Source organism: Nodosilinea sp. P-1105 (assembly GCF_012911975.1).
Lineage (GTDB): Bacteria > Cyanobacteriota > Cyanobacteriia > Phormidesmidales > Phormidesmidaceae > Nodosilinea.
In genome coordinates, this window is the sequence record NZ_SMDQ01000057.1 from 1 (window position 1) to 18,637 (window position 18,637).

The window sequence follows — 18,637 nt, forward strand, 5'->3', positions numbered from 1 at the left end:
CAGCAGGGGAATATCGTCAACCCGTTCTGTGATAACGGTTAGAGGAGTTTCCATAGCCCAAATCTAACCTAATTGGCCGACCTCACTCAAAAATGAGCGAACCGGGAGTTATCATACGCTTGGGATTATTTCACTACCATCATCGATCAACCATGAAAACTGTTCGCAACCTATTGTTGGGGGGGCTCTGTCTGGGGCTGCTGGTACTGGGGTGGGATGCGCTTCCCTTTTATGCCACCGCTGATTCGTTGTCCCAGCCAGAGCCCCCGGTGGGGGAAGCAAATCTGGCCAAAGCCACCTTTGCGGGGGGGTGCTTTTGGTGCATGGAAAAACCCTTTGACCAGCTGGATGGGGTGGTGTCCACCACTTCGGGCTACACGGGTGGCGACACCGCCAATCCTACTTACTACGAGGTGTCTCGGGGAGGCACAGGCCATGTGGAGGCGGTGCAGGTGCTGTATGACCCGACCCAGGTCAGCTACGACCGGCTCTTAGAGGTGTTTTGGCGCAACGTTGACCCGGTGGATGAGGTGGGTCAATTCTGTGACAAGGGCAGCCAGTATCACGCCAAGATTTTTACCCATGACGAACAGCAGCAACAGTTAGCCGATCAGTCTAAACAGGCGCTGGCCAAGTTGCCCCAGTTTCGTCAGACCCCGATCGCCACAGAAATTGAGTCGGCTCAAACCTTTTACCCCGCCGAAGAGTATCACCAGGACTATTACCTGAAGCACCCCGTACGCTACCAGTTTTATCGCACGGGTTGTGGCCGCGATGCCCGTTTGCAGGAACTATGGGACCGTTAGCCTTTGCCTTTGACAGACCCAGTCCAGGTCTGGACTGGGTTAGTGAGTTAGGACAAATCAGCGTCCACATCTGGCTCGCCTGGGGTCGGTTCTGGGGAGCTTGGGGGGTCGATGTCGGGCTGTAGACCGGTAGGGGCTACTGGCGGACCCAGGGGACTATGGGGAAGGGAGGGCACTCCGTTGCCGATCAGGGCGGCGGTGTCTTGTTCTGGGCGATCGCGTTCCGCTTCGTAGAGGTTAGCCAAACGATCCTGCATATCCTGCAGCCAGCTATTGTGCTCACTGCGAATCGTTTCTTCAGTGTTGACCACCAGCTTCTCGAATTTTTGGGGGGCGGCCTGTTGGGCTGGAGCCAAGGAGTACCACCAGGCTCGAATATCGTAGAGTGCATCCGCCGCCTGGTTATAGCCGACTAATGTCACCTCTACTCGACGATATTCCAGATAGTTAATCAACGCCGCCGCCAAAGCGGCTGTGACCGCCACCCAGCTTTGAAACCCAATGGCAGCCAGCAGGGTGCCCAAGCCTGAAAAGGCATAGACGCTAGTCTGTAGAACTTGATGCTGGCGATCGTAGCTGCGGGCTTTGCGCCGGTACCAGTCAAATTGGTCCTCTAAGCGGTATTTGATATAGCCGTCAGGATCTAGATCGGCGTACCGGTTAGGGTCCTGAGGCGGGTTATCTGCCTCTTCTTTAAACTGAAACAAAAACTCCCAACAGCTGTTCACAAAGCGATGGGCCCAGGTCAAGACCCACTTTCCCAGTCGCAGCACAACACCTAGCTTGAGCTGGGAATGCTGCTGGTCTTCATAGGGGTAGAGTGCTTTTTGATGGACCACGCTGCCTTTCAGCCGCTCGCTAATCAACTGCATTTTTTCAGCCAGCTCTGCATGGCGGTTAGCTTTATACCGCTTGACCCGAGTACGGTAGTAAAAGATCTCCATCTTGAGGGACTCGGCGTTGCCTCGTAGCAAAACCCAACTGTTGCCCCGGTTAAATTTCACGGCAAAGGCCCGCAGAGCCGTCATGGTAATCGGCAATACAATCAGTAAGAAGTTGAGGCTGGCGAGTAAAGGATATTGCCGGACCAACGTCTGGGGGAGCTGATTATGGATATCATCTAAAACTTCTGCCCCAAAGGCCTGAACAATTTGGCTCAGCACCACTGGCTGGGCGACCGCTAGCACTACCACTAGCACCCCCAGCAGGGTAATCAAACGCTCTACGGCTAGAAAGCGTCGTTGGGCATTGGTGGCATTTTTGCTGTAAACCTCGTGGCGTTCCCAGGCACTTTTGAGCAGTGGCTGGGCAGTGTCGGCGGCATCGTTAACCGAGATATCAGCGGCACTAGCGGTACTTTCAGGCTCGACGGACGGGGTAGTCACCACAGACAACCTCTACATCACTGACGTGAAATATTGCTGGATGCGATCGCGCATTTGATCGACTGGCAAAGCCAAATCCAACACCGATAGCTTACCGCTAGGCTGGTGGATGCGGATCAACTCTGCAATCGCCGGGTCAATATCAGGGTCAGCCTCATCGGTATCAGCCGCTGCCATGGCCGTTGCGATCGTATCAGCCAGGCGGCCGCTACCCGCTAGCACCACCGCTGGGCGCTCCTTAGCCAAATTGGCCTGTAAATCGGTCAGGGCCACCTGGCCCCCATTAATCAGAATTGTCAAGGCTGGCTGCCCTTGGGCCACTAAAGAGGCAAACTCGGCCAGCCAGGGAGACTCGCTCCCCCACGAGTCACCCGGTACCAGAAAAAAGTTGGTGTGGTGAGGCTCTAAATCGTGGCGCGAGTCATCGGTGACACTGTCATCGGTGACACTGCTAGCGATGGCGGCGTCATCCGGCAGTTTAGCTTTGCCCTGGGGAACCACCCCAACTAACGGAAAGCTACCCCCGACAAAATGGCGCGCCTGCCCCATCATGTGAATCACACCGGCATCGGTGCCCCCGTCTAACACCGTCAGCGATAGCGCTTCGGCCAGGGGGGCAAATACCTGGTTAAATACTGTTTGCAGGCGCTTTAAGCTGTCTGCATCCATGAGACTGGCACCGCCGATAATCACCAGGGCGGGCTGCGGCACCGTCAGCCTCATGGCCGCCAGGGCTTGAGCACCGGTTTGTTGTGACGACAATGCCACGGCCTCGGCACTGTGCCCATTCAAGAACTTCAGGTGCATCATTCCAGTGGCAAAGGTGTCTAACATGCTGCAGAGAACCCACAGGGGCAGAAACTTAACGTGTTGGTGCAGATGCATCAAGCCTGAAGCCGGACTCAAGCTAGTCAACTAGCATCACCGCTTAATAGTGCCTCAAAACCATAAATCCTTAACAGGCATTATAGTCTTTGGCTTGAGTTCAGCCGCACTTTATGCCACAACTCCACCTAGACCGCCGGTTCAGATCCCAGGGTTCTGTCCCTGAATACCCCAAAAAACGGACCAATCAGCCCAAGAACCCTGGGATCTTGCCATACTGTACCGATGCTCTAGACCAAGTCCAGGTCTGGACTTGGTTGCGTTTAATTCTCTGCGGCCTCAGTCGGCCCACCCATCCTGACACCCAAAACCTGGCACCGGACACCTGACACCCAGAACCTGACACCTGACCCCCTCAGCTCATGCTTGCGGCAGGGTTTGCGATGCCGTCAGCCAGTCAATAAACTGACGGGCACTACGGCCCGATCGGCCATTGTGGCGCGTCGCCCATTGTAGGGCCTGGGCCGTGAGCTGGTCTGGGGGCAAGTCCAGGTGGGCCTGCTGGGCCAGGTGTTTGACAATCGCCAGATAGGTGGGCTGATCGGCTGGTTCAAAGGTGAGGGTGAGGCCAAACCGATCGCTAAACGAAAGCTTTTCCTGCATCGTATCCCAGGATTGCACCTCGTCCTGGTCGCTGGGGCGGGGGCGATCGCTGAAATATTCGCGCACCAGGTGGCGACGGTTGGAGGTGGCATAGACCACTACATTGACCGGGCGAGCGGTAACGCCCCCTTCCAACACCACTTTCAGGGCTTTGAAGGTGTCGTCATCCTCTTCAAAGGACAGGTCATCGACAAAGATAATGAATTTCTGAGGCCGCGATCGCAACTGGTCAACAATTTGGGGTAAATCTTGCAACTGTCCCTTGGGCACTTCCACCAGCCGCAACCCCTGGCTGGCATACTCGTTCAGCAGCGACTTCACCAGGGAAGATTTACCGACCCCCCGACTGCCATAGAGCAATACGTTGAGGGCTCGATAGCCCCGCAACAAAGCCAGGGTGTTTTGAATCAACTGCTGGCGAGGATAGTCGTAGGCCGCCAGCTGATCCAGGGCAATGGGGTCGGGAAAGGCAATACCCTGCAGAGTGCCCTGGTGCCAGGTGAAAGCATGGTACTGGGCCAATTGCCCGGCCCCGTGGCGGCGGTAATATTGGGCTAAATCTGGCAAGGCGGTAGGCCAGTCAGCGGCGGCGGCCAAGGGCAGGGGTTGGGGCGCATCGGCCAGGGTCCAAGTCACTGGCGGCTGGGGGAGCTGAGCCACCATTTGCACCCACCGAGATAGGCGATCGCTGCCTAATTGGTACAGGGCCTGCAGCTGAGCTAAATCGTGGCGGGCGGCCTGCACCAAAGCTGGGGGGAGGCTAGATACGTCCTGAGTTTGGGCCTGATCGGTAAAGGCATTGTCCGCATAGGCCAACTGTCGTAGCAGGTGGTGGGGCCAACTTTCACCACGGGTGGCCAACGCCTGAAACCACTGACCATAGGCCCTTAAGCTTGCAGCAGCCTCTGCCGATTCAATCGCTTTCAGCATCTCCACAAAAGCTCGACCCACGGCGGTATGCAACACGTCGCCGTAAAGCAGCAGACTATCCATGCGTTGGCGGTAGCCCTGCACCTCAGCTTGGATGGCACTAACGGACTCAGTCATAGGGGCAAAACCCTCGCGATCGCTGTCATGCAGCCTACACCGAATTAATCGCCCTTAGCCTCAATTTCCGCCTTCATGCGATCGAGGGTTTGCTGCATTTGCTGAAACATCATGTCGGGGGTCATGCCAAACTGCCCCAGCTGGGTTTTCAGTTGCTCGACGGTCATTTTGGCCATAAAGTCTTCCGACAGCTCAAACCGCTTCATAAAAATGTGATAGCGCTCCATCATCGATTCCATCTGGGCGATGTACATTTTCTTGCCCTCGCGATCGAACTTGCCATAGCTGCTCCCCAGCTCCATCAGTGATTGATAATCCTGAAACAGCTGCATCGCTTCTTGCTGAATAATTTCCGAATCAAAAAATCCCATTGTTCTGCGTTGTGTTTAACGTGAGCAACATCAGCTAACCCGGCGAGTCAGGTAACCGCAGCTGCTTGACTCAATCCTGGGGGCACCCATTTCTTAGGGGTATTTATATCTAGAGCTTAAAGTTTAGGGTGACCTGAGGCCAAGGAGAGATAACCCTACTCGGCACAAGTTCTACAGGCTCAGCCCCCTGCTGGAACCCATTTTTCCAGGGATTAGGGGATATCTACCCGGTAGTGCTGACTGCATCAGGCAGGGCTGTTCCTAGCTATGGCTCTAGGGAAGGCTGGATACTGCGATCGCCCTTCAGACCGGTCTTTGACCATCACCATCGCTAAATCAGGCTAATCGAACCAGACGCTCCCTCCCGGCAACGTCGCTAACACCTGATTGATAGCGCTGGGCAGTTCCCTGGGAGAAAGGTCATACGTCAAGGCTAGCAAGCGATGGGCCGTGGCGAGAATAACAGGGCGATCAATACGCTGAGTCAGTTGTTTAGGCTTTAGGGTGCCCTCCAAGGTTTCTAGGCTAGCGGGTAAGATAGCGGCTTCTAGCGCCTCTTCCAGGTAGGAGTCCCAGTCATTGACCTTAATGTAATGGCTGGTTTTATTGTCTCGCAGGTTCAGCTTGCTGATTTGCAGCACAGAGTCTGCGATGGACACCAGCCAAGAATGGGTTAAGCGTTGCTCCACCTGGTTTTTGATCAGATGCACCAGCAAGCGCCCCAAAAACGACTCAATGTTGCGCAAAATGGCTTGCTTTCCCATGGCTTCCAGTTCATCCACCAGCACCAGGGCATGATCATAGCGGCCTGCCAATAGGCTCTCCCTTAGATCCACCAGTTCTTGAGTCATGGCCTTATCTACCAGCTACGAGGTTCAAATTTGGCATCGTTAAGAATCACGACACTATCACCGGACTGGGCCAAAACAAACAACCCCTGACGATAGGCATATTGGTTTTGCTGCTTTAGCCACTGTCGAGTCTCTTCAGCCCGTTGTTCAGCGGTTTGAGCCTGGGTCTGTAGCAGCTGGCGCGTTTCTCGAAATTGGTGTTCCGTATCTTGAAAGCGGCGCTCGGTTTCTTGAAAGCGACGCTCAGTTTCTTTTTGAGCTTCAGCCAGTTCACCCAGCAGACGCCAAACATCATCGGCGGTGGTAGCCATGGATCGTCAGAAAAGAAGATATAGTGACTATGCTAACAACTGTCCACAGCGTATTTTAGCCCCTGGGGTAAAAGCCGACCCAAAGCGGGCCAAAAGCCGATCGGAGAATTTGCCACTGGACGCTAGAATCATTAGAGCTAATTTGTGTTAGCTATGCCAAGTTCAGACTGGATCCGGTTTTTCTGGCCCATGCGCGATCCGGGGCTGAGGTTTGGTCAAGACGATCTAGCCGTACGTTCGAGAGTAACTCCATGTCACAAGGTCAAGGATTCGGGTTTGGGTTAGGCAAAATGAAGGAACTCACCGAGGCCTTCAAGAAAGCCCAGCAAATTCAGGAAGGGGCAAAACAGCTGCAAGAAGAGCTGGAACAGATGGAGATTGAAGGGGAAGCGGGCGGTGGCCTGGTAAAAGTAACCATGAGCGGCAACCAAGAACCCCGAGGTGTTACCATCGCCCCCGATGCCCTAAACGAAGGGGCCGAGGTGCTGTCTGACCTGGTGGCGGCGGCGATGAAGGATGCCTATGACAAGTCCACGGCTACCATGCGCGATCGCATGGAAGTGCTCACTGGTGGCCTCAACCTGCCGGGCATGTAGGCTGTCTTGACTCGCCTGTCCACCTTTGTTGACGGAAACCATGGCTACCCGCATTTTGTTTGTGTGCCTCGGCAACATTTGCCGATCGCCTTCCGCTGAAAACATCATGAATCACCTGATTCAACAGCGGCAGCTGAGTGATCAGGTGAGTTGCGATTCAGCGGGCACAGCCAGTTACCACGTGGGTAGTCCCCCAGATCGGCGCATGGCCGAGGCGGCTAAAGCCAAGGGGATTACCCTAACGGGGCGAGCGCGCCAGTTTACCCCCGCCGATTTCGAGCGTTTCGACTGGATCTTGGCCATGGATCGGCAAAACTACCGAGACATTCTGTCCCTAGATCAATCGGGAGACTATGCCCATAAGGTGCACCTGATGTGCGACTATTGCCGCGCCCATCCCGATCAAGACGTGCCTGATCCTTACTATGGCGGGCCAGAAGGGTTCACCTACGTGATCGACCTGCTGATGGATGCCTGTGAAGGCTTCCTGGACCATATGCTGGAGCAGCCAGTGGCGCCCCCCAGCCGATAGGCGGTATCTGGCTGTGGGTAACCCCGGTCACACCCCAGATATCAAAACTCCTAACGGCAAACACAGCTATTCGGCAGGCGATGCCATCCCACTCAGTCGATCTTTAGTCGTGACCCATATACCCTAGCCGTGATCAAACCCGACACTGCTTATTTCAGACTGTTGTCGATGTTTCCCACGCTACGGCGACGGTTACGGGTTCAGGCCTTGGGGCTAAGCCTGCTGGGGCTACTGATGGCAGCCGTGCCAGGGCAAGCAGCGGATCGGCTGATTGTGTCCTACGGTATTTTGGAACGATCCATTGCCGTGGCCGACCTAGAATTATTTGCCCAAACGGGACGGCTTACCCCCCAACTCCGCGCCTACAATCGCCACTTACAGCTATCCCAAGAGCAGCTTGAGCAGCTGCAGCAAGTGCTCTCTACCCCAGTCGACTTAAGCCCAGTAGCCGTATCCCAGTTCCTCTACACCGAACAGGGTAAGCTGTTGCTCAAGCAGCTGACCCGAGTGATGCAAACTCCGGCTCGTCAGGCTGGGTTTTCGGCCCTACGAGGGGCGCTGATTTTAGCTGCCGCTAGCGGGGAAGGGGAATTTACTCTGCTGGATGTCCTGCGGCACTACCCCACTGAAGCCATTCGGATTAATGTCGCTGAGGGGCTAAGTATTGCCCAGGAGATCACCGAAGCAATTCTGCAAACTGAGGCGGCCATTGCCTTAGTCAACGAGGTGGCTGCCCAAGAGGTAGCCGCCGCCGCAGATCATCCGCCGTTTGAGGACCTGATGCAGCTTGTGCAGGCCGAACGGCAATATGGCGTCAGACGGTTGCGCCTAGTTGTCCCTGGTCTGTCACAGCCGGTGGAAATTTACTTACCAACGCTGTTATCAGGGCAGCAGGGAATGCCTGACAATGGCTTTCCGCTAGTGGTGATTTCCCATGGGCTCGGGGGAACCAGCACCAGCTACGACTATCTAGCCCGATATTTGGCCTCGGGGGGAATCTCTGTGGCTGCTTTAGAACACCCTGGCAGCAGTAGTCAACAGCTAAATGCCTTGTTAGAAGGCCGCACCGATGCCGTTGTGCCCGACGAGGAATTCTTCCGTCGGCCTCAGGATGTCTCGCGCACCATTGATGCCCTCAGTCGCTTGCAAACCCAGGAACCATCCTTGCAAGGCCAGTTTGATTTGACCCGAATCGGACTGGTGGGTCAGTCCTTTGGAGGCTATACAGCCTTGGCGCTGGCCGGGGCCACCTATGACTTAGACAGCCTGGGCAGCCGCTGTCCACCTGGCACCCTATCGTTTAATCCGTCGTTGCTATTGCAGTGCCAGGCAGTGCGTCTAGGGGATCCAGGAGATAGCTTGATTGACCCTAGGATCAGCTCCATTTTCGTGATGAATCCGATTGGCAGCGCCTTGTTTGGTCACCAGGGCTATGGCCAAATTTCGGTACCTGTAATGGTGGTAGCCGGGGCAATTGACACGGTAGCCCCGGCGTTTTCAGAACAAATTCAGCCGTTTACCTGGTTGACGAGCAGCGATCGCTATCTGCTGCTCGTCAGCCAAGCCAGTCACTTCTCGGTGATTGGCGATATTGACCTAGAGGGCCAGCCGGTCACTATTCCCCCGGAAATCATTGGCCTTAGGCCCGACTTAGTGCAGTCCTACATGCAAGTGCTTGGCCTCGGGTTTTTTAAGCTCACCCTGGAACAGGATGAGCGATTTCGGCCCGTGGTCCACGCCGCCTTTGCCGAGGCCTTGGGCACCTCCCCTCATCCCCTCAGCTTGACCACGACCCTATCGGAGGAGGCCCTGAACGAGGCGCTACGATAAGTGCCAGGGCTCTGGCCGATTTCGTTACCGATCGCTAGTTTTTGTTTTACTCCCCCTGTATTGTTGCTCGTGCACGGATTTTTGAACCTCCATAAGCCCTTGGCCATGACCTCCCACGACTGTGTTGGCATGGTGCGACGGTTATTGGGCATTCGGAAAGTGGGCCATGGCGGCACCCTGGATCCCCTAGCCCAGGGGGTGTTACCCCTAGCCATCGGGCGAGCCACTCGCCTGCTGCCCTACTTAGCCCCTGGCAAGACCTACACGGCCGTAATTCGCTTTGGCTTAACGACAACTTCCGACGACCTGGAAGGGGATATTCTCAGTCAATCATCAGCCAGTTGGTTAACTCTGAACCAGATAGAGGCGATTTTGCCGCAGTTTGAAGGCACGATTCAGCAGGTGCCTCCAGCCTATAGCGCCATCCAGGTGGACGGAAAGCGCCTCTATGACTTAGCCCGGCGGGGGAAGGCGGTGACCGTCCCCTCTCGTACGGTGACCATTCACCACTTGGAGGTTAAGGGGTGGCAACCGGGGGAGTATCCAGAGTTAACCCTGGCCGTTCAGTGTGGAGCAGGTACCTATATCCGCTCCTTAGCCCGTGACCTAGGGGTCGCCGTCGGTGCCGGGGCTACCCTGGCTGGCTTAATTCGCACGGGAAGCAGCGGCTTTAGGCTGGAGCACAGCCTTACCCTAGAGCAGGTGCAAGCCCAGGTTGAGGCCCAGACCTTGGCCTTGGTGGCCCCGGAGGCCGTGCTGTCTCACCTGGAGGCGATCGCGCTTCCCCCCGATCTAGCCCATCGTTGGCGACAGGGGCAAAAGTTCCCCCCGCCGATGCCGATGCCCCCCGATATTCCCTACCGGGTACTCGCGGCAGACGGGGGTACATTTCTGGGCATCGGCCAGTGGGAAAATCGGGAAGAAGGACCGATTCTAAAAGCCAAAGTGGTGCTTCAGCCCGCCGGCTAAAGAGTTGTCTCCCCTGTCAAGGTAGTTTCAATTTGCCCCCCTAGTGCAGCGTGAAGGCTAAAAATTAGGGCTTGCTCCCTTTGGGAGCCACTTTGTATTTCATGTCGCTTGGGAAACGACAAGCTCAGCCCGAACCGTACTGTTTACGTTCGCCCTGGGCTTGTCGAAGGGCTTAAGGATACCTGCAACCCTAAAATTTAGTCCCAACAGACCACTAGCCCCTGATTTCGGATACTGCTGGCGAAATATCTCGCCATCAAACTTCCCGGTAATGGCCCCCAGAATTACGCCCTTCGGGCCCGCTGTGCGAGGGGAGCTTATAGCCCTATGGGCGTACCCAAAAAGGGGCCGACGTGAGGGAATAAAGTCCAGCACAACTTGTGTGTATCAAGTAGCTCTCAAGCAGGGGAAAGCCTGATCTCGAACTCAGGTTAAGGCAACTCATGGGATTTTAAGCTTTCAGGCTTAACCTGGGTGATGGCAATCTAAACCTATGGGGGCAATGCCAATGACAGTTCGAGCCTTATTTCGAGCGGCCAAGGTAACAGCGGCGACTCCCCCCTATGACACGCTGCATGTGAAGGTGTTTTACCCGGCTCGCCTGGCTGGCGGTGACCAGGAGCAAACCATGGGTATTGTCCCAGCGGATGAGGGAGAGGCTCCATTTAAGCCGGTCATTTTCTTCAACGGCATCAACTGCGGTCCTGAGATCTATCGGTGGTTGGCGGTCAACCTAGCCAGCCAAGGGCTGGTGGTGGTGACCTTTACCTGGGTGGCCGAAAACATTCCCGGCATGGTAGCCCTGTCGCCGGGGGTTGATTTAGCCATGCTGACACCTCAGGCCTATGGCTCTGGACCAACGGCTTCGGCTCTACCTGCGCTGCTGGAGGTCCTGGAGCAATTGCAGACAGAAGGGGTGCTGGCAGGATTGCTGGATTTGCAGCAGGTCGTAATTGGAGGCCATTCCGCTGGCGGTAGGGTCGCCATTGAAAGCGCCAGTGCTAACTTTTTTCCTCAGGTGGTTGGCGCCTTTGCCTATGGAGCCCACACTGCCGCCATTACCCAACTAGGCTATGCACCAGGTACCATTTTGCCCCTGCCCGATACCCTGCCACTTTTACTGATGGGGGGCACCTGTGACGGCGTGATTGCCCAGAGCAGCCACCGCTATGGCGTTACCTGGGACAGCCCTACGACCCCAGTAGAGCGTACCTTTAAAGAAGGGTTTCAGGGGGGACGAGGGGATAGCTACCTGCTACTGCTGGAGGGGGCTAATCACTTTTCCATGGCTGACCCGTTCGACCCAACAACCGGTCGGCCGTTTCTTGACTTGCCTGAAACCCAGCCTGGCAACCAGTTGCGATCGCTCATGGCAGAGGCAATTGGGCTGTTTATTGCTCCCCAGGACAAATCGCAACCTGACCCGCTGGTGGCGCTGGGCCAGCACCCCCTGGTGGCCACCTTTGCCCGCAAATAACCGTGGGGAAGAAGGAAAAGGGAAGAACGAAGAACGAAGAACGAAGAACGAAGAACGAAGAACGAAGAACGAAGAACGTAGGGCGTAGGGCGTAGCCTGTGCGCAGCAGAACGAAGAACGAAGAAGGAAAAGGGAAGAACAAAAAAAGAAAAGGGGGAAATTCAAAATCCAAAATCCAAAATCCAAAATTCCCCTCTTCCAATTTCCCCGCCAGGGCGGACACACAGGTCCGCCCCTACGCCACCTTCCCCACCCCATCCACCCATCCCCCCATCCACCCATCCACCCACCTCCCCACCTCCCCATCTCCCCATCTCCCCATCCACCCATCCACCCATCCACCCATCCCCCCATCCACCCACCTCCCCACCTCCCCACCTCCCCACCTCCCCACCTCCCCTACTCCCCATCTCCCCCCTCAGCCACCAACCGCCGAGGACTGCGATCGCACCCTTCCAGGGGCTCAATCGGTTCCCCGCTGGTGGCCCCCAGTTCTTTGAACTTACGGGTCGTTACCAGGACGCGGGTTTCGAAGGAGCCCGCCGCCTGGTTAAAGGCTTTGACCGAGCTGTCGAGCCCCTTCCGGAGCTTGATCAAGTGGCTGGTCAACACAGCCATGCGATCATAGAGTTCACGCCCCAGGGCGCTGATCATCTGGGCATTTTCGGCGACCTTTTCGTGCCGCCAACCGTAGGCGATCGCCTTGAGTAGGGCAATCAAGGTGGTCGGGGTTGCCAAAATCACGCTTTGATTGACCCCGTACTCAATCAACTGGGGATCCTGTTCTAGGGCAGCGCTAAAAAAGGTTTCCCCCGGCAAAAACAGCACTGCAAATTCTGGGGAATTTTCGAACTGGTCCCAGTAAGCCTTGGCCCCTAGTTGGGTCAGGTGGGTACGCACCTGGCGGGCATGGGCCTTGAGCCTGTCTTGGCGGGTTGGGGCATCCCGGGCGTCCATCGCTTCCAGGTAAGCTTGCAGGGGGGTTTTAGCATCCACAATGATCTGACGGGCGTTGGGCAGCTTAATCACCATATCTGGACGCAGCCGTCCCGTCTCTGTCTGCACCGAGGGCTGCTCCACAAAGTCGCAGTACTCTAGCATGCCCGCCATTTCCACCACTCGCCTGAGCTGAATTTCACCCCACCGGCCCCGCACCGCAGGGGACCGCAGAGCGTTGACCAGGTTGGCGGTTTCCCCCTGCAGTTGATTCTGGCTGGCAGCCAAGGATTTAAGCTGCTCGGTTAAGCTGGCATAGGCAGAAACGCGATCGCGCTCTAGGGCTTGCAGCTTACTATCCACCTGGTGCAGCGAATCCCGCAGGGGTTGCACCACCTGGTCAATCGCCTGTTGGCGCAGGTGCAAACTACCTTCGGCCTTTGACTGAAAGTGGGCCAAGGTGGTCTGGGCCAACTCTAAAAACGACTGGTTATTGCGTTGCAGGGCATCTGCCGAAAGGGCCTGAAAAGTATGGGCTAGACGCTGCTGGGCCTGTTCCAGCAAGGCCAGTTTATCCTGACTGGTCTGCTGCTCATGCACCAGCTGGGTGTGGACCTCGGTCAGCTTGGTTTTTAGCAGGGTATTTTCGGCTTGCAGCTGGGTGATCTGGGCGGCGCGATCGCGGCTTAGTTGCTCCAATTCTTGCAGTCGCCCCAGCTGAGCTTCAGCCGTAGCCCGACGAGCGGCTTCATCCTGGAACTGATGGCGGCCGTAGTCCAGCTGGGTTTGCAGGTCCCGCAGGCTGGTTCTCAGGTCTTCAATCTGCTGGTCCTTGTGGTGGAGCCGCTCAATCAGGCTAGCGCGATCAGCGACCACATCAGCCTTTGCCCGCTCTCGCCAGGTTTGCAAGCGGCTGGCACACAGTAGGCCCACGGTCCCACCCCCCAGCAGTAGCCCTGCCAAAAGTCCTAATAAAACACCCAATCCTGTTGACATGGCCTGGTTCCATTACGGCGATCGCCCCACAACCGGGACAAAGTACACGTATACTAATTTATTTTTGAGCCACAAAAAAGCCCTCCCTCAGGAGAGCTTCAGACAGGCGTAGATAAACAGGTACAAGGGAGGTACAAGGGTTAGAGATGTATCCAACCAAACCAGGACAAGACCACCGATAAGGCCACCAGCGTCAGGAACAGCGCTAGGCCAGCGGTAACCGCCCCAGCCACTTTGCGCACCCCATCAGGGGTTTCCAGCCAATCTCCCTGAGCAATACGTCGGTTCGCAGAAAAGTCATACCCCAACGATTGCAGGGTGACCAAATGGTCTTGCCCATAGCGCGGCATCCGCTCAAACGGCAGGTCCCCCTGGGCATGCTGGGGCAAAATCCGCCGTCGCTGGTAGGGCACCGTATTGTCACCAAATGCTGTGACATACTCATCTGTAGCCATCAGGGCATCGACAAAACCCTCAAGCCCCTTAGTGGCTAGCACAATAGACCAAGCCAAGGTTTCCTTGTCATCGTAAACATTGCGTCCCAATAGGCGCTGAACGCAAAGCTCTACCATCCGGTAGTTGTTGTTAACCTCGTAATTCCAGGTGCGAAACGGAGCGGAAACGGCCAGGCCCCGCACAAATTCCTTGATTGAAATAAAGCCCCCACGCAGCTGCGACTCTAGTAAGGTTTGGCGATTAATTTTGAGCATTTGCTGCTCATGAAAAATTTGTCGATAGGCGGCTGTAATCACAGCGTCCATATCCGTTGTCCCCAATTGGGTGTCAATGGCATACGCCCTGAGCTGTTCGTCACCAGGGACTTCATAACCTTCTACCCGCTGGTTTTGACTGTGGGGAGCATATGCTAATAGCGGTAGATTCACAATTTTTTCTTCCTCCATCCGCGAAGTAAAAACCTTTAACGTGCTGAGATACAAGAATGCGCTAAAACGCAAGAGTTGCGTTCTAAGCCCAAAAGCTCAGGTTGAATCAGCCCAAAGTCGTCAACTAAAACTCAGCCTAAAAGACGATTGAACACTTATTTTTTACTTTGTCAGGTAGAGTAACAAACAGTCATATTTCTTCACTGTAGCTAGCTTAGGGTCGATGCGCTAAGCCCAAGCATCGATTTAGAGACTGGTTTTACGGCATAATGGGGCGCACTTCACCACCGATTGGTTATGTCAGAGGCCCAACGCATTAGTGACGCCGTCGCCAAACTCTACGATACCTATCCATTTCCCCCCGAGCCATTGCTCGACGAACCGCCCCCAGGGTACAACTGGCGCTGGAACTGGCTAGCCGCCCACAGCTTCTGTACCGGGCGGAAACCCTCACCACAGCAGATTCGCATTTTGGATGCGGGCTGTGGTACCGGGGTCGGAACCGAATACTTAGTCCACCTCAACCCCAATGCCATGGTGGTGGGGCTAGATCTCAGTGCTGGTGCCCTGGCCGTAGCTCAAGAGCGCTGCCAGAAGTCTGGGGCCGAGCGGGTCGAGTTCCATAACCTGAGCCTGTTTGACGTGGACCAAATTCCTGGTGAATTTGACTTGATTAACTGTGTTGGGGTTCTGCACCACACCCCAGACCCCATTGGTGGGGTCAAAGCACTGGCCAAGAAACTGGCCCCCGGTGGGCTGCTGCATATTTTTGTTTACGGCGAGTTGGGCCGTTGGGAAATTAAGTTGGCCCAAGCAGCGATCGCTCTTCTACAGGGCGATCGCCGGGGTGACTACCAAGATGGTGTCGCCGTTGGTCGACAGCTGTTTGCCACCCTGCCCGAGACCAACCGCCTGCGCCAGCGGGAACAAGAGCGCTGGGCTTGGGAAAATCAGCGCGACGAGTGCTTTGCCGACATGTACGTGCATCCCCAGGAGATTGACTACAACATCAACACCGTCTTTGAGCTGATCGATGCATCAGGACTTGAGTTTGTCGGCTTTTCCAATCCCCAAACCTGGGATCTTGAACGGCTGATTGGCCAAGCCCCGGATCTGATGGCGCGGGCTGCCATCCTCTCCCCTCGGCAGCGCTACCGGTTGATTGAGTTGCTCGACCCCAGTGCCATCACCCACTACGAATTTTTCCTGGGTCGCCCGCCGCTTAATCGTCAGGACTGGCAAGACGACCAAGAACTAAGCCGGGCGGTTCCAGAACCTAACCCTTGCCTGGATCGCTGGCAAGACAGCCCCCAGTTCTTCAACCAGGACTACCAGATTGTGAATTTGGATGAGCCTGCCTGGAAATTTCTGGTCGCCTGTGGCCAGGCCCAGGGCAGCGGCAAAACCGTGGCCGATCTGCTCAGCGAGGGGCCAGTGGATTTAAACCAGGTGCGATCGCTCCAACGGCAAAACATTGTGATGCTAACCCCAGGGGAATAGCAGGGAGGTTTCGGGGATCAGGTTTCGGGTTTCGGCATCCCCTCCTGGGAGGGGCAGGGGTGGGTGGTTCGAGGATCAGGTTTCGGGTTGTCAACCTACCTAAAATCTAAAACCTAAAATCTAAAATCTAAGACCCCTTACCACCCAAAAGCAGACAGGGGCGCTGGGACCGACGAAGGCTCTGGGGTGGCCTCAACGTCCCCTTTGCGCGATTCAGCACAGAACGAGGCGGTGCTAAACCCCCCAAAGCGCTTCACCACACTGGTGCGCAGTCGCAAGTTAGGATTCGCGAACCAAAACCGCTCCACAGAACTCATGGTTTCGTACTCGGTGGTCAGCAGCAGGGCATTATCGTCCTCTACCTCGTAACGACCAATCACTGGCACAATTTCGGCATAGCCCCGCTCCCGCAACAGCTGCCCAACCTTAGGGTTATCCGCATCTGGCACCAGCGCAAAGACAGTGGTGCCTTCGTGGTTTTCGTCTTCCTTATCCCAGGCCATGGCCCCTTTCCAGGTCACCAGGGCACCTCCAACCGCCAGCGCCGCATCCACATCGTGAAGCTTGCAAATGTCTACCACACTGGGGTGATCTGCCTCTAAGGGCTCTACAGTGATGTGGGAATCACCGAGTTCGGCCCGACGAAAGGGCAGGTGGTGGGTGCTGCGCTGGGAATACCACTGGCCAGCACTCATGCGAAAGAAATCCATCACGTTCATGATCTTGGTCAGCCTAGCTTACTAATACGTGAGATTTAAGGTGAAGTGAACGACCGGGAGCAACAACCGGGCATGGCAGAGCCAATCGCGATCGCTGACTCGATCATAAGGCATCCGCAACCTTGCTTAACCTGCACTTGTGCAGGCCCAGGAGGAAATGCCCGTCGTGCCACCGCCATGCCGACACAAAGAGACACCCACCAAGTTGTACACAGCATACACAAGCCCCTGCCCCTCCATTGAGGTCGCTAAATCCACTAACAATGTAAAGGAATATTACATATTCTGAGAAAATTCTCCCCAACCCAAACCTGTCCAGAGCCCAGAACGGCCGAAATTATTCCGCTTTACCCCTAAAAGATAGAGGGTGTTTCTTAACAACTTGTAAAAGATAAACACCCGACAGCGGTGTATAAACATTCCTGGAGGGCTTGATGAATCAGCAAAAGCTAATTCAGGCAATGGTTTCAAGAAACGGTTAAGCTTTTAACCCGCTTTCGGTTAGGCTGGCGTTTCCGCTTCTCAGACTTTACCTTCCAACTTGATCCGGGCTGATTGTGTAGAAGCCTGAACAAGCTTGAAGAAAAGTAAATTAAATGAGAAAACCGTCCTCGCCGCTCTTTAAGATCCTCCCTATGAGATTAATTAGGCAGCTTCGGCTGAACTAATTGCAAATCCGGTCATTAGACCAATTCAATCCAAGCAAACTCAGCGACAAAAAATTAGGAGATTTGAGTCGATGTTTGACGCATACACTAAGGTTGTTTCTCAAGCTGATGCACGAGGCGATTATCTGTCGAGCGATCAGTTGGATGCTCTATCTCGTGTTACCAGCGATGGCCTAAAGCGGATCGACGCTGTTAACCGCATGACCGGTAGCGCTTCCAAGATTGTTTCTGATGCTGCCCGTGCTCTGTTTTCTGAGCAGCCTCAGCTAATCGCTCCTGGTGGCAACGCCTACACCAACCGTCGTATGGCGGCTTGCCTGCGCGACATGGAAATCATCTTGCGTTATGTCACCTACGCCACCTTCACTGGTGATGCTAGCGTCCTCAACGATCGCTGCCTGAACGGCCTTCGTGAGACCTATGTTGCTCTGGGCGTTCCTGGTGCTTCTGTGGCTGCTGGGGTCGAGAAGATGAAGGCTTCTGCCATCTCTATTGCCAACGATCCCGCTGGCATCACCCAAGGTGATTGCAGCTCCCTGATGTCCGAAATCAGCAGCTACTTTGATCTGGCTGCCGCTGCTGTTGCTTAGGTTCAGGTTAATTGAACCTCAAGTAAATTAGATCAATTGATCTAACTTCAGTCATTGTTCATTTGCTGTGAAAACAAATATTTAAGGAGAACCTCCGGTATGAAAACCCCTTTGACCGAAGCAGTGTCCACTGCCGATTCTCAAGGCCGTTTTCTAAGCGCTTCTGAGCTGCAAGTAGCCTTTGGCCGTCTGCGTCAGGCTAATTCCGGTCTGGAAGCTGCTCGTGCACTGACCAACAAGGCTGATTCCTTGGTGAGCGGTGCCGCTCAAGCTGTTTACAACAAATTCCCCTACACCACCCAAATGCAGGGGGCTAACTACGCTGCTGATGAGCGTGGTAAGAACAAGTGTGCTCGGGACATCGGCTACTACCTCCGGATGGTGACCTACTGCTGCGTTGCTGGTAGCACAGGTCCTATGGATGAGTACCTGATCGCTGGTCTAGACGAGATCAACAGCACCTTCGAACTGTCTCCTAGCTGGTACGTGGAAGCTCTGAAGTACATCAAAGCTAACCATGGTCTGTCTGGGGATGCTGCTACTGAAGCTAACACCTACATCGACTACGCCATCAATGCTCTAAGCTAGGTTGGCCCTTGCCCGGAGGGGCAGACAGTTGTTAGCGCGTAGTTAGCAATTGTTTGTTGCTCCGGGCATTGTTGTATCTATTTACGCCCAAGG

Annotated in this window: 18 protein-coding genes; 9 read left to right on the forward strand and 9 right to left on the reverse strand. The window is 55.3% G+C overall.

The genetic code is table 11. The features are described from left to right. Positions 1-152: 152 nt before the first annotated feature. Positions 153-806: a peptide-methionine (S)-S-oxide reductase MsrA gene (gene msrA, locus E1H13_RS19780; protein ID WP_169615862.1), complete on the forward strand. Its 654-nt coding sequence runs from the start codon at positions 153-155 to the stop codon at positions 804-806. Positions 807-853: 47 nt separating this feature from the next. Here msrA and E1H13_RS19785 read toward each other — a convergent pair whose 3' ends face one another. The 6 genes from E1H13_RS19785 to E1H13_RS19810 all read right to left on the reverse strand — a co-directional run bounded on the left by E1H13_RS19785 (position 854) and on the right by E1H13_RS19810 (position 6,259). Further along, positions 854-2,194, reverse strand: coding sequence for a DUF4231 domain-containing protein (locus E1H13_RS19785; protein ID WP_169615864.1), 1,341 nt, complete (start codon positions 2,192-2,194; stop codon positions 854-856). A 9-nt stretch (positions 2,195-2,203) separates the two neighbouring features. Continuing rightward, the gene (locus E1H13_RS19790; protein WP_169615866.1) at positions 2,204-3,025 is read right to left on the reverse strand and encodes a hypothetical protein; all 822 of its coding nucleotides are present in this window, start codon (positions 3,023-3,025) and stop codon (positions 2,204-2,206) included. 411 nt (positions 3,026-3,436) lie between these two features. Beyond that, positions 3,437-4,726, reverse strand: coding sequence for an ATP-binding protein (locus E1H13_RS19795; RefSeq protein WP_169615867.1), 1,290 nt, complete (start codon positions 4,724-4,726; stop codon positions 3,437-3,439). Positions 4,727-4,770: 44 nt separating this feature from the next. Then, positions 4,771-5,097 carry a DUF1825 family protein gene (locus E1H13_RS19800; RefSeq protein ID WP_169615869.1) on the reverse strand — a complete coding sequence of 109 codons (327 nt, stop codon included), beginning with the start codon at positions 5,095-5,097 and terminating at the stop codon, positions 4,771-4,773. A 341-nt stretch (positions 5,098-5,438) separates the two neighbouring features. After that, positions 5,439-5,948 carry a DUF29 family protein gene (locus tag E1H13_RS19805; RefSeq protein WP_169615871.1) on the reverse strand — a complete coding sequence of 170 codons (510 nt, stop codon included), beginning with the start codon at positions 5,946-5,948 and terminating at the stop codon, positions 5,439-5,441. A gap of 8 nt (positions 5,949-5,956) precedes the next feature. Then, on the reverse strand, positions 5,957-6,259 hold the full coding sequence (locus E1H13_RS19810) for a hypothetical protein (RefSeq protein WP_169615873.1): 303 nt from the start codon (positions 6,257-6,259) through the stop codon (positions 5,957-5,959). 251 nt (positions 6,260-6,510) lie between these two features. Here E1H13_RS19810 and E1H13_RS19815 point away from each other — a divergent pair, with 251 nt between their 5' ends. From E1H13_RS19815 to E1H13_RS19835, 5 genes are all read left to right on the forward strand, one after another. Next, positions 6,511-6,855, forward strand: a complete 345-nt coding sequence (locus E1H13_RS19815; RefSeq protein ID WP_169615875.1) for a YbaB/EbfC family nucleoid-associated protein — start codon at positions 6,511-6,513, stop codon at positions 6,853-6,855. A gap of 40 nt (positions 6,856-6,895) precedes the next feature. Next, positions 6,896-7,387, forward strand: a complete 492-nt coding sequence (locus E1H13_RS19820; protein WP_169615877.1) for a low molecular weight protein-tyrosine-phosphatase — start codon at positions 6,896-6,898, stop codon at positions 7,385-7,387. A gap of 168 nt (positions 7,388-7,555) precedes the next feature. Further along, entirely contained in the window at positions 7,556-9,217 is a 1,662-nt protein-coding gene (locus E1H13_RS19825) for an alpha/beta hydrolase (RefSeq protein WP_169615879.1), read from the forward strand. A gap of 63 nt (positions 9,218-9,280) precedes the next feature. Further along, positions 9,281-10,186 (forward strand): tRNA pseudouridine(55) synthase TruB, encoded by a 906-nt coding sequence (gene truB, locus E1H13_RS19830; protein WP_169615881.1) that lies wholly within the window; start codon positions 9,281-9,283, stop codon positions 10,184-10,186. Positions 10,187-10,694: 508 nt separating this feature from the next. Then, positions 10,695-11,663, forward strand: coding sequence for a dienelactone hydrolase (locus E1H13_RS19835; RefSeq protein ID WP_169615883.1), 969 nt, complete (start codon positions 10,695-10,697; stop codon positions 11,661-11,663). 399 nt (positions 11,664-12,062) lie between these two features. Here E1H13_RS19835 and rmuC read toward each other — a convergent pair whose 3' ends face one another. Next, positions 12,063-13,595: a DNA recombination protein RmuC gene (gene rmuC, locus E1H13_RS19840; protein WP_240966742.1), complete on the reverse strand. Its 1,533-nt coding sequence runs from the start codon at positions 13,593-13,595 to the stop codon at positions 12,063-12,065. Between the two features lie 140 nt (positions 13,596-13,735). Beyond that, positions 13,736-14,497, reverse strand: a complete 762-nt coding sequence (locus E1H13_RS19845) for a phycobilisome rod-core linker polypeptide (RefSeq protein WP_206070731.1) — start codon at positions 14,495-14,497, stop codon at positions 13,736-13,738. A gap of 279 nt (positions 14,498-14,776) precedes the next feature. Between E1H13_RS19845 and E1H13_RS19850 the strand changes: the two genes are divergently transcribed. After that, complete coding sequence (locus E1H13_RS19850) at positions 14,777-15,979, forward strand: class I SAM-dependent methyltransferase (protein ID WP_169615885.1); 1,203 nt, start codon at positions 14,777-14,779, stop codon at positions 15,977-15,979. Positions 15,980-16,116: 137 nt separating this feature from the next. Here E1H13_RS19850 and E1H13_RS19855 read toward each other — a convergent pair whose 3' ends face one another. Then, positions 16,117-16,698 (reverse strand): phycobiliprotein lyase, encoded by a 582-nt coding sequence (locus E1H13_RS19855; protein WP_169615887.1) that lies wholly within the window; start codon positions 16,696-16,698, stop codon positions 16,117-16,119. A 739-nt stretch (positions 16,699-17,437) separates the two neighbouring features. Here E1H13_RS19855 and E1H13_RS19860 point away from each other — a divergent pair. Further along, positions 17,438-17,956, forward strand: a complete 519-nt coding sequence (locus tag E1H13_RS19860; RefSeq protein ID WP_169615889.1) for a phycocyanin subunit beta — start codon at positions 17,438-17,440, stop codon at positions 17,954-17,956. A gap of 99 nt (positions 17,957-18,055) precedes the next feature. Continuing rightward, the gene (gene cpcA, locus E1H13_RS19865; RefSeq protein ID WP_169615891.1) at positions 18,056-18,544 is read left to right on the forward strand and encodes a phycocyanin subunit alpha; all 489 of its coding nucleotides are present in this window, start codon (positions 18,056-18,058) and stop codon (positions 18,542-18,544) included. Positions 18,545-18,637 lie beyond the last annotated feature (93 nt).

Excerpts from the sequence above, each read along its gene's own strand:
- msrA (WP_169615862.1), top strand. The coding sequence starts at position 153 with ATGAAAACTGTTCGCAACCTATTGTTGGGGGGGCTCTGTCTGGGGCTG.
- E1H13_RS19790 (WP_169615866.1), bottom strand. The coding sequence starts at position 3,025 with ATGTTAGACACCTTTGCCACTGGAATGATGCACCTGAAGTTCTTGAAT.
- E1H13_RS19795 (WP_169615867.1), bottom strand. The coding sequence starts at position 4,726 with ATGACTGAGTCCGTTAGTGCCATCCAAGCTGAGGTGCAGGGCTACCGC.
- E1H13_RS19800 (WP_169615869.1), bottom strand. The coding sequence starts at position 5,097 with ATGGGATTTTTTGATTCGGAAATTATTCAGCAAGAAGCGATGCAGCTG.
- E1H13_RS19805 (WP_169615871.1), bottom strand. The coding sequence starts at position 5,948 with ATGACTCAAGAACTGGTGGATCTAAGGGAGAGCCTATTGGCAGGCCGC.
- E1H13_RS19810 (WP_169615873.1), bottom strand. The coding sequence starts at position 6,259 with ATGGCTACCACCGCCGATGATGTTTGGCGTCTGCTGGGTGAACTGGCT.
- E1H13_RS19815 (WP_169615875.1), top strand. The coding sequence starts at position 6,511 with ATGTCACAAGGTCAAGGATTCGGGTTTGGGTTAGGCAAAATGAAGGAA.
- E1H13_RS19820 (WP_169615877.1), top strand. The coding sequence starts at position 6,896 with ATGGCTACCCGCATTTTGTTTGTGTGCCTCGGCAACATTTGCCGATCG.
- E1H13_RS19825 (WP_169615879.1), top strand. The coding sequence starts at position 7,556 with ATGTTTCCCACGCTACGGCGACGGTTACGGGTTCAGGCCTTGGGGCTA.
- E1H13_RS19835 (WP_169615883.1), top strand. The coding sequence starts at position 10,695 with ATGACAGTTCGAGCCTTATTTCGAGCGGCCAAGGTAACAGCGGCGACT.
- rmuC (WP_240966742.1), bottom strand. The coding sequence starts at position 13,595 with ATGTCAACAGGATTGGGTGTTTTATTAGGACTTTTGGCAGGGCTACTG.
- E1H13_RS19845 (WP_206070731.1), bottom strand. The coding sequence starts at position 14,497 with ATGGAGGAAGAAAAAATTGTGAATCTACCGCTATTAGCATATGCTCCC.
- E1H13_RS19850 (WP_169615885.1), top strand. The coding sequence starts at position 14,777 with ATGTCAGAGGCCCAACGCATTAGTGACGCCGTCGCCAAACTCTACGAT.
- E1H13_RS19855 (WP_169615887.1), bottom strand. The coding sequence starts at position 16,698 with ATGAACGTGATGGATTTCTTTCGCATGAGTGCTGGCCAGTGGTATTCC.
- E1H13_RS19860 (WP_169615889.1), top strand. The coding sequence starts at position 17,438 with ATGTTTGACGCATACACTAAGGTTGTTTCTCAAGCTGATGCACGAGGC.
- cpcA (WP_169615891.1), top strand. The coding sequence starts at position 18,056 with ATGAAAACCCCTTTGACCGAAGCAGTGTCCACTGCCGATTCTCAAGGC.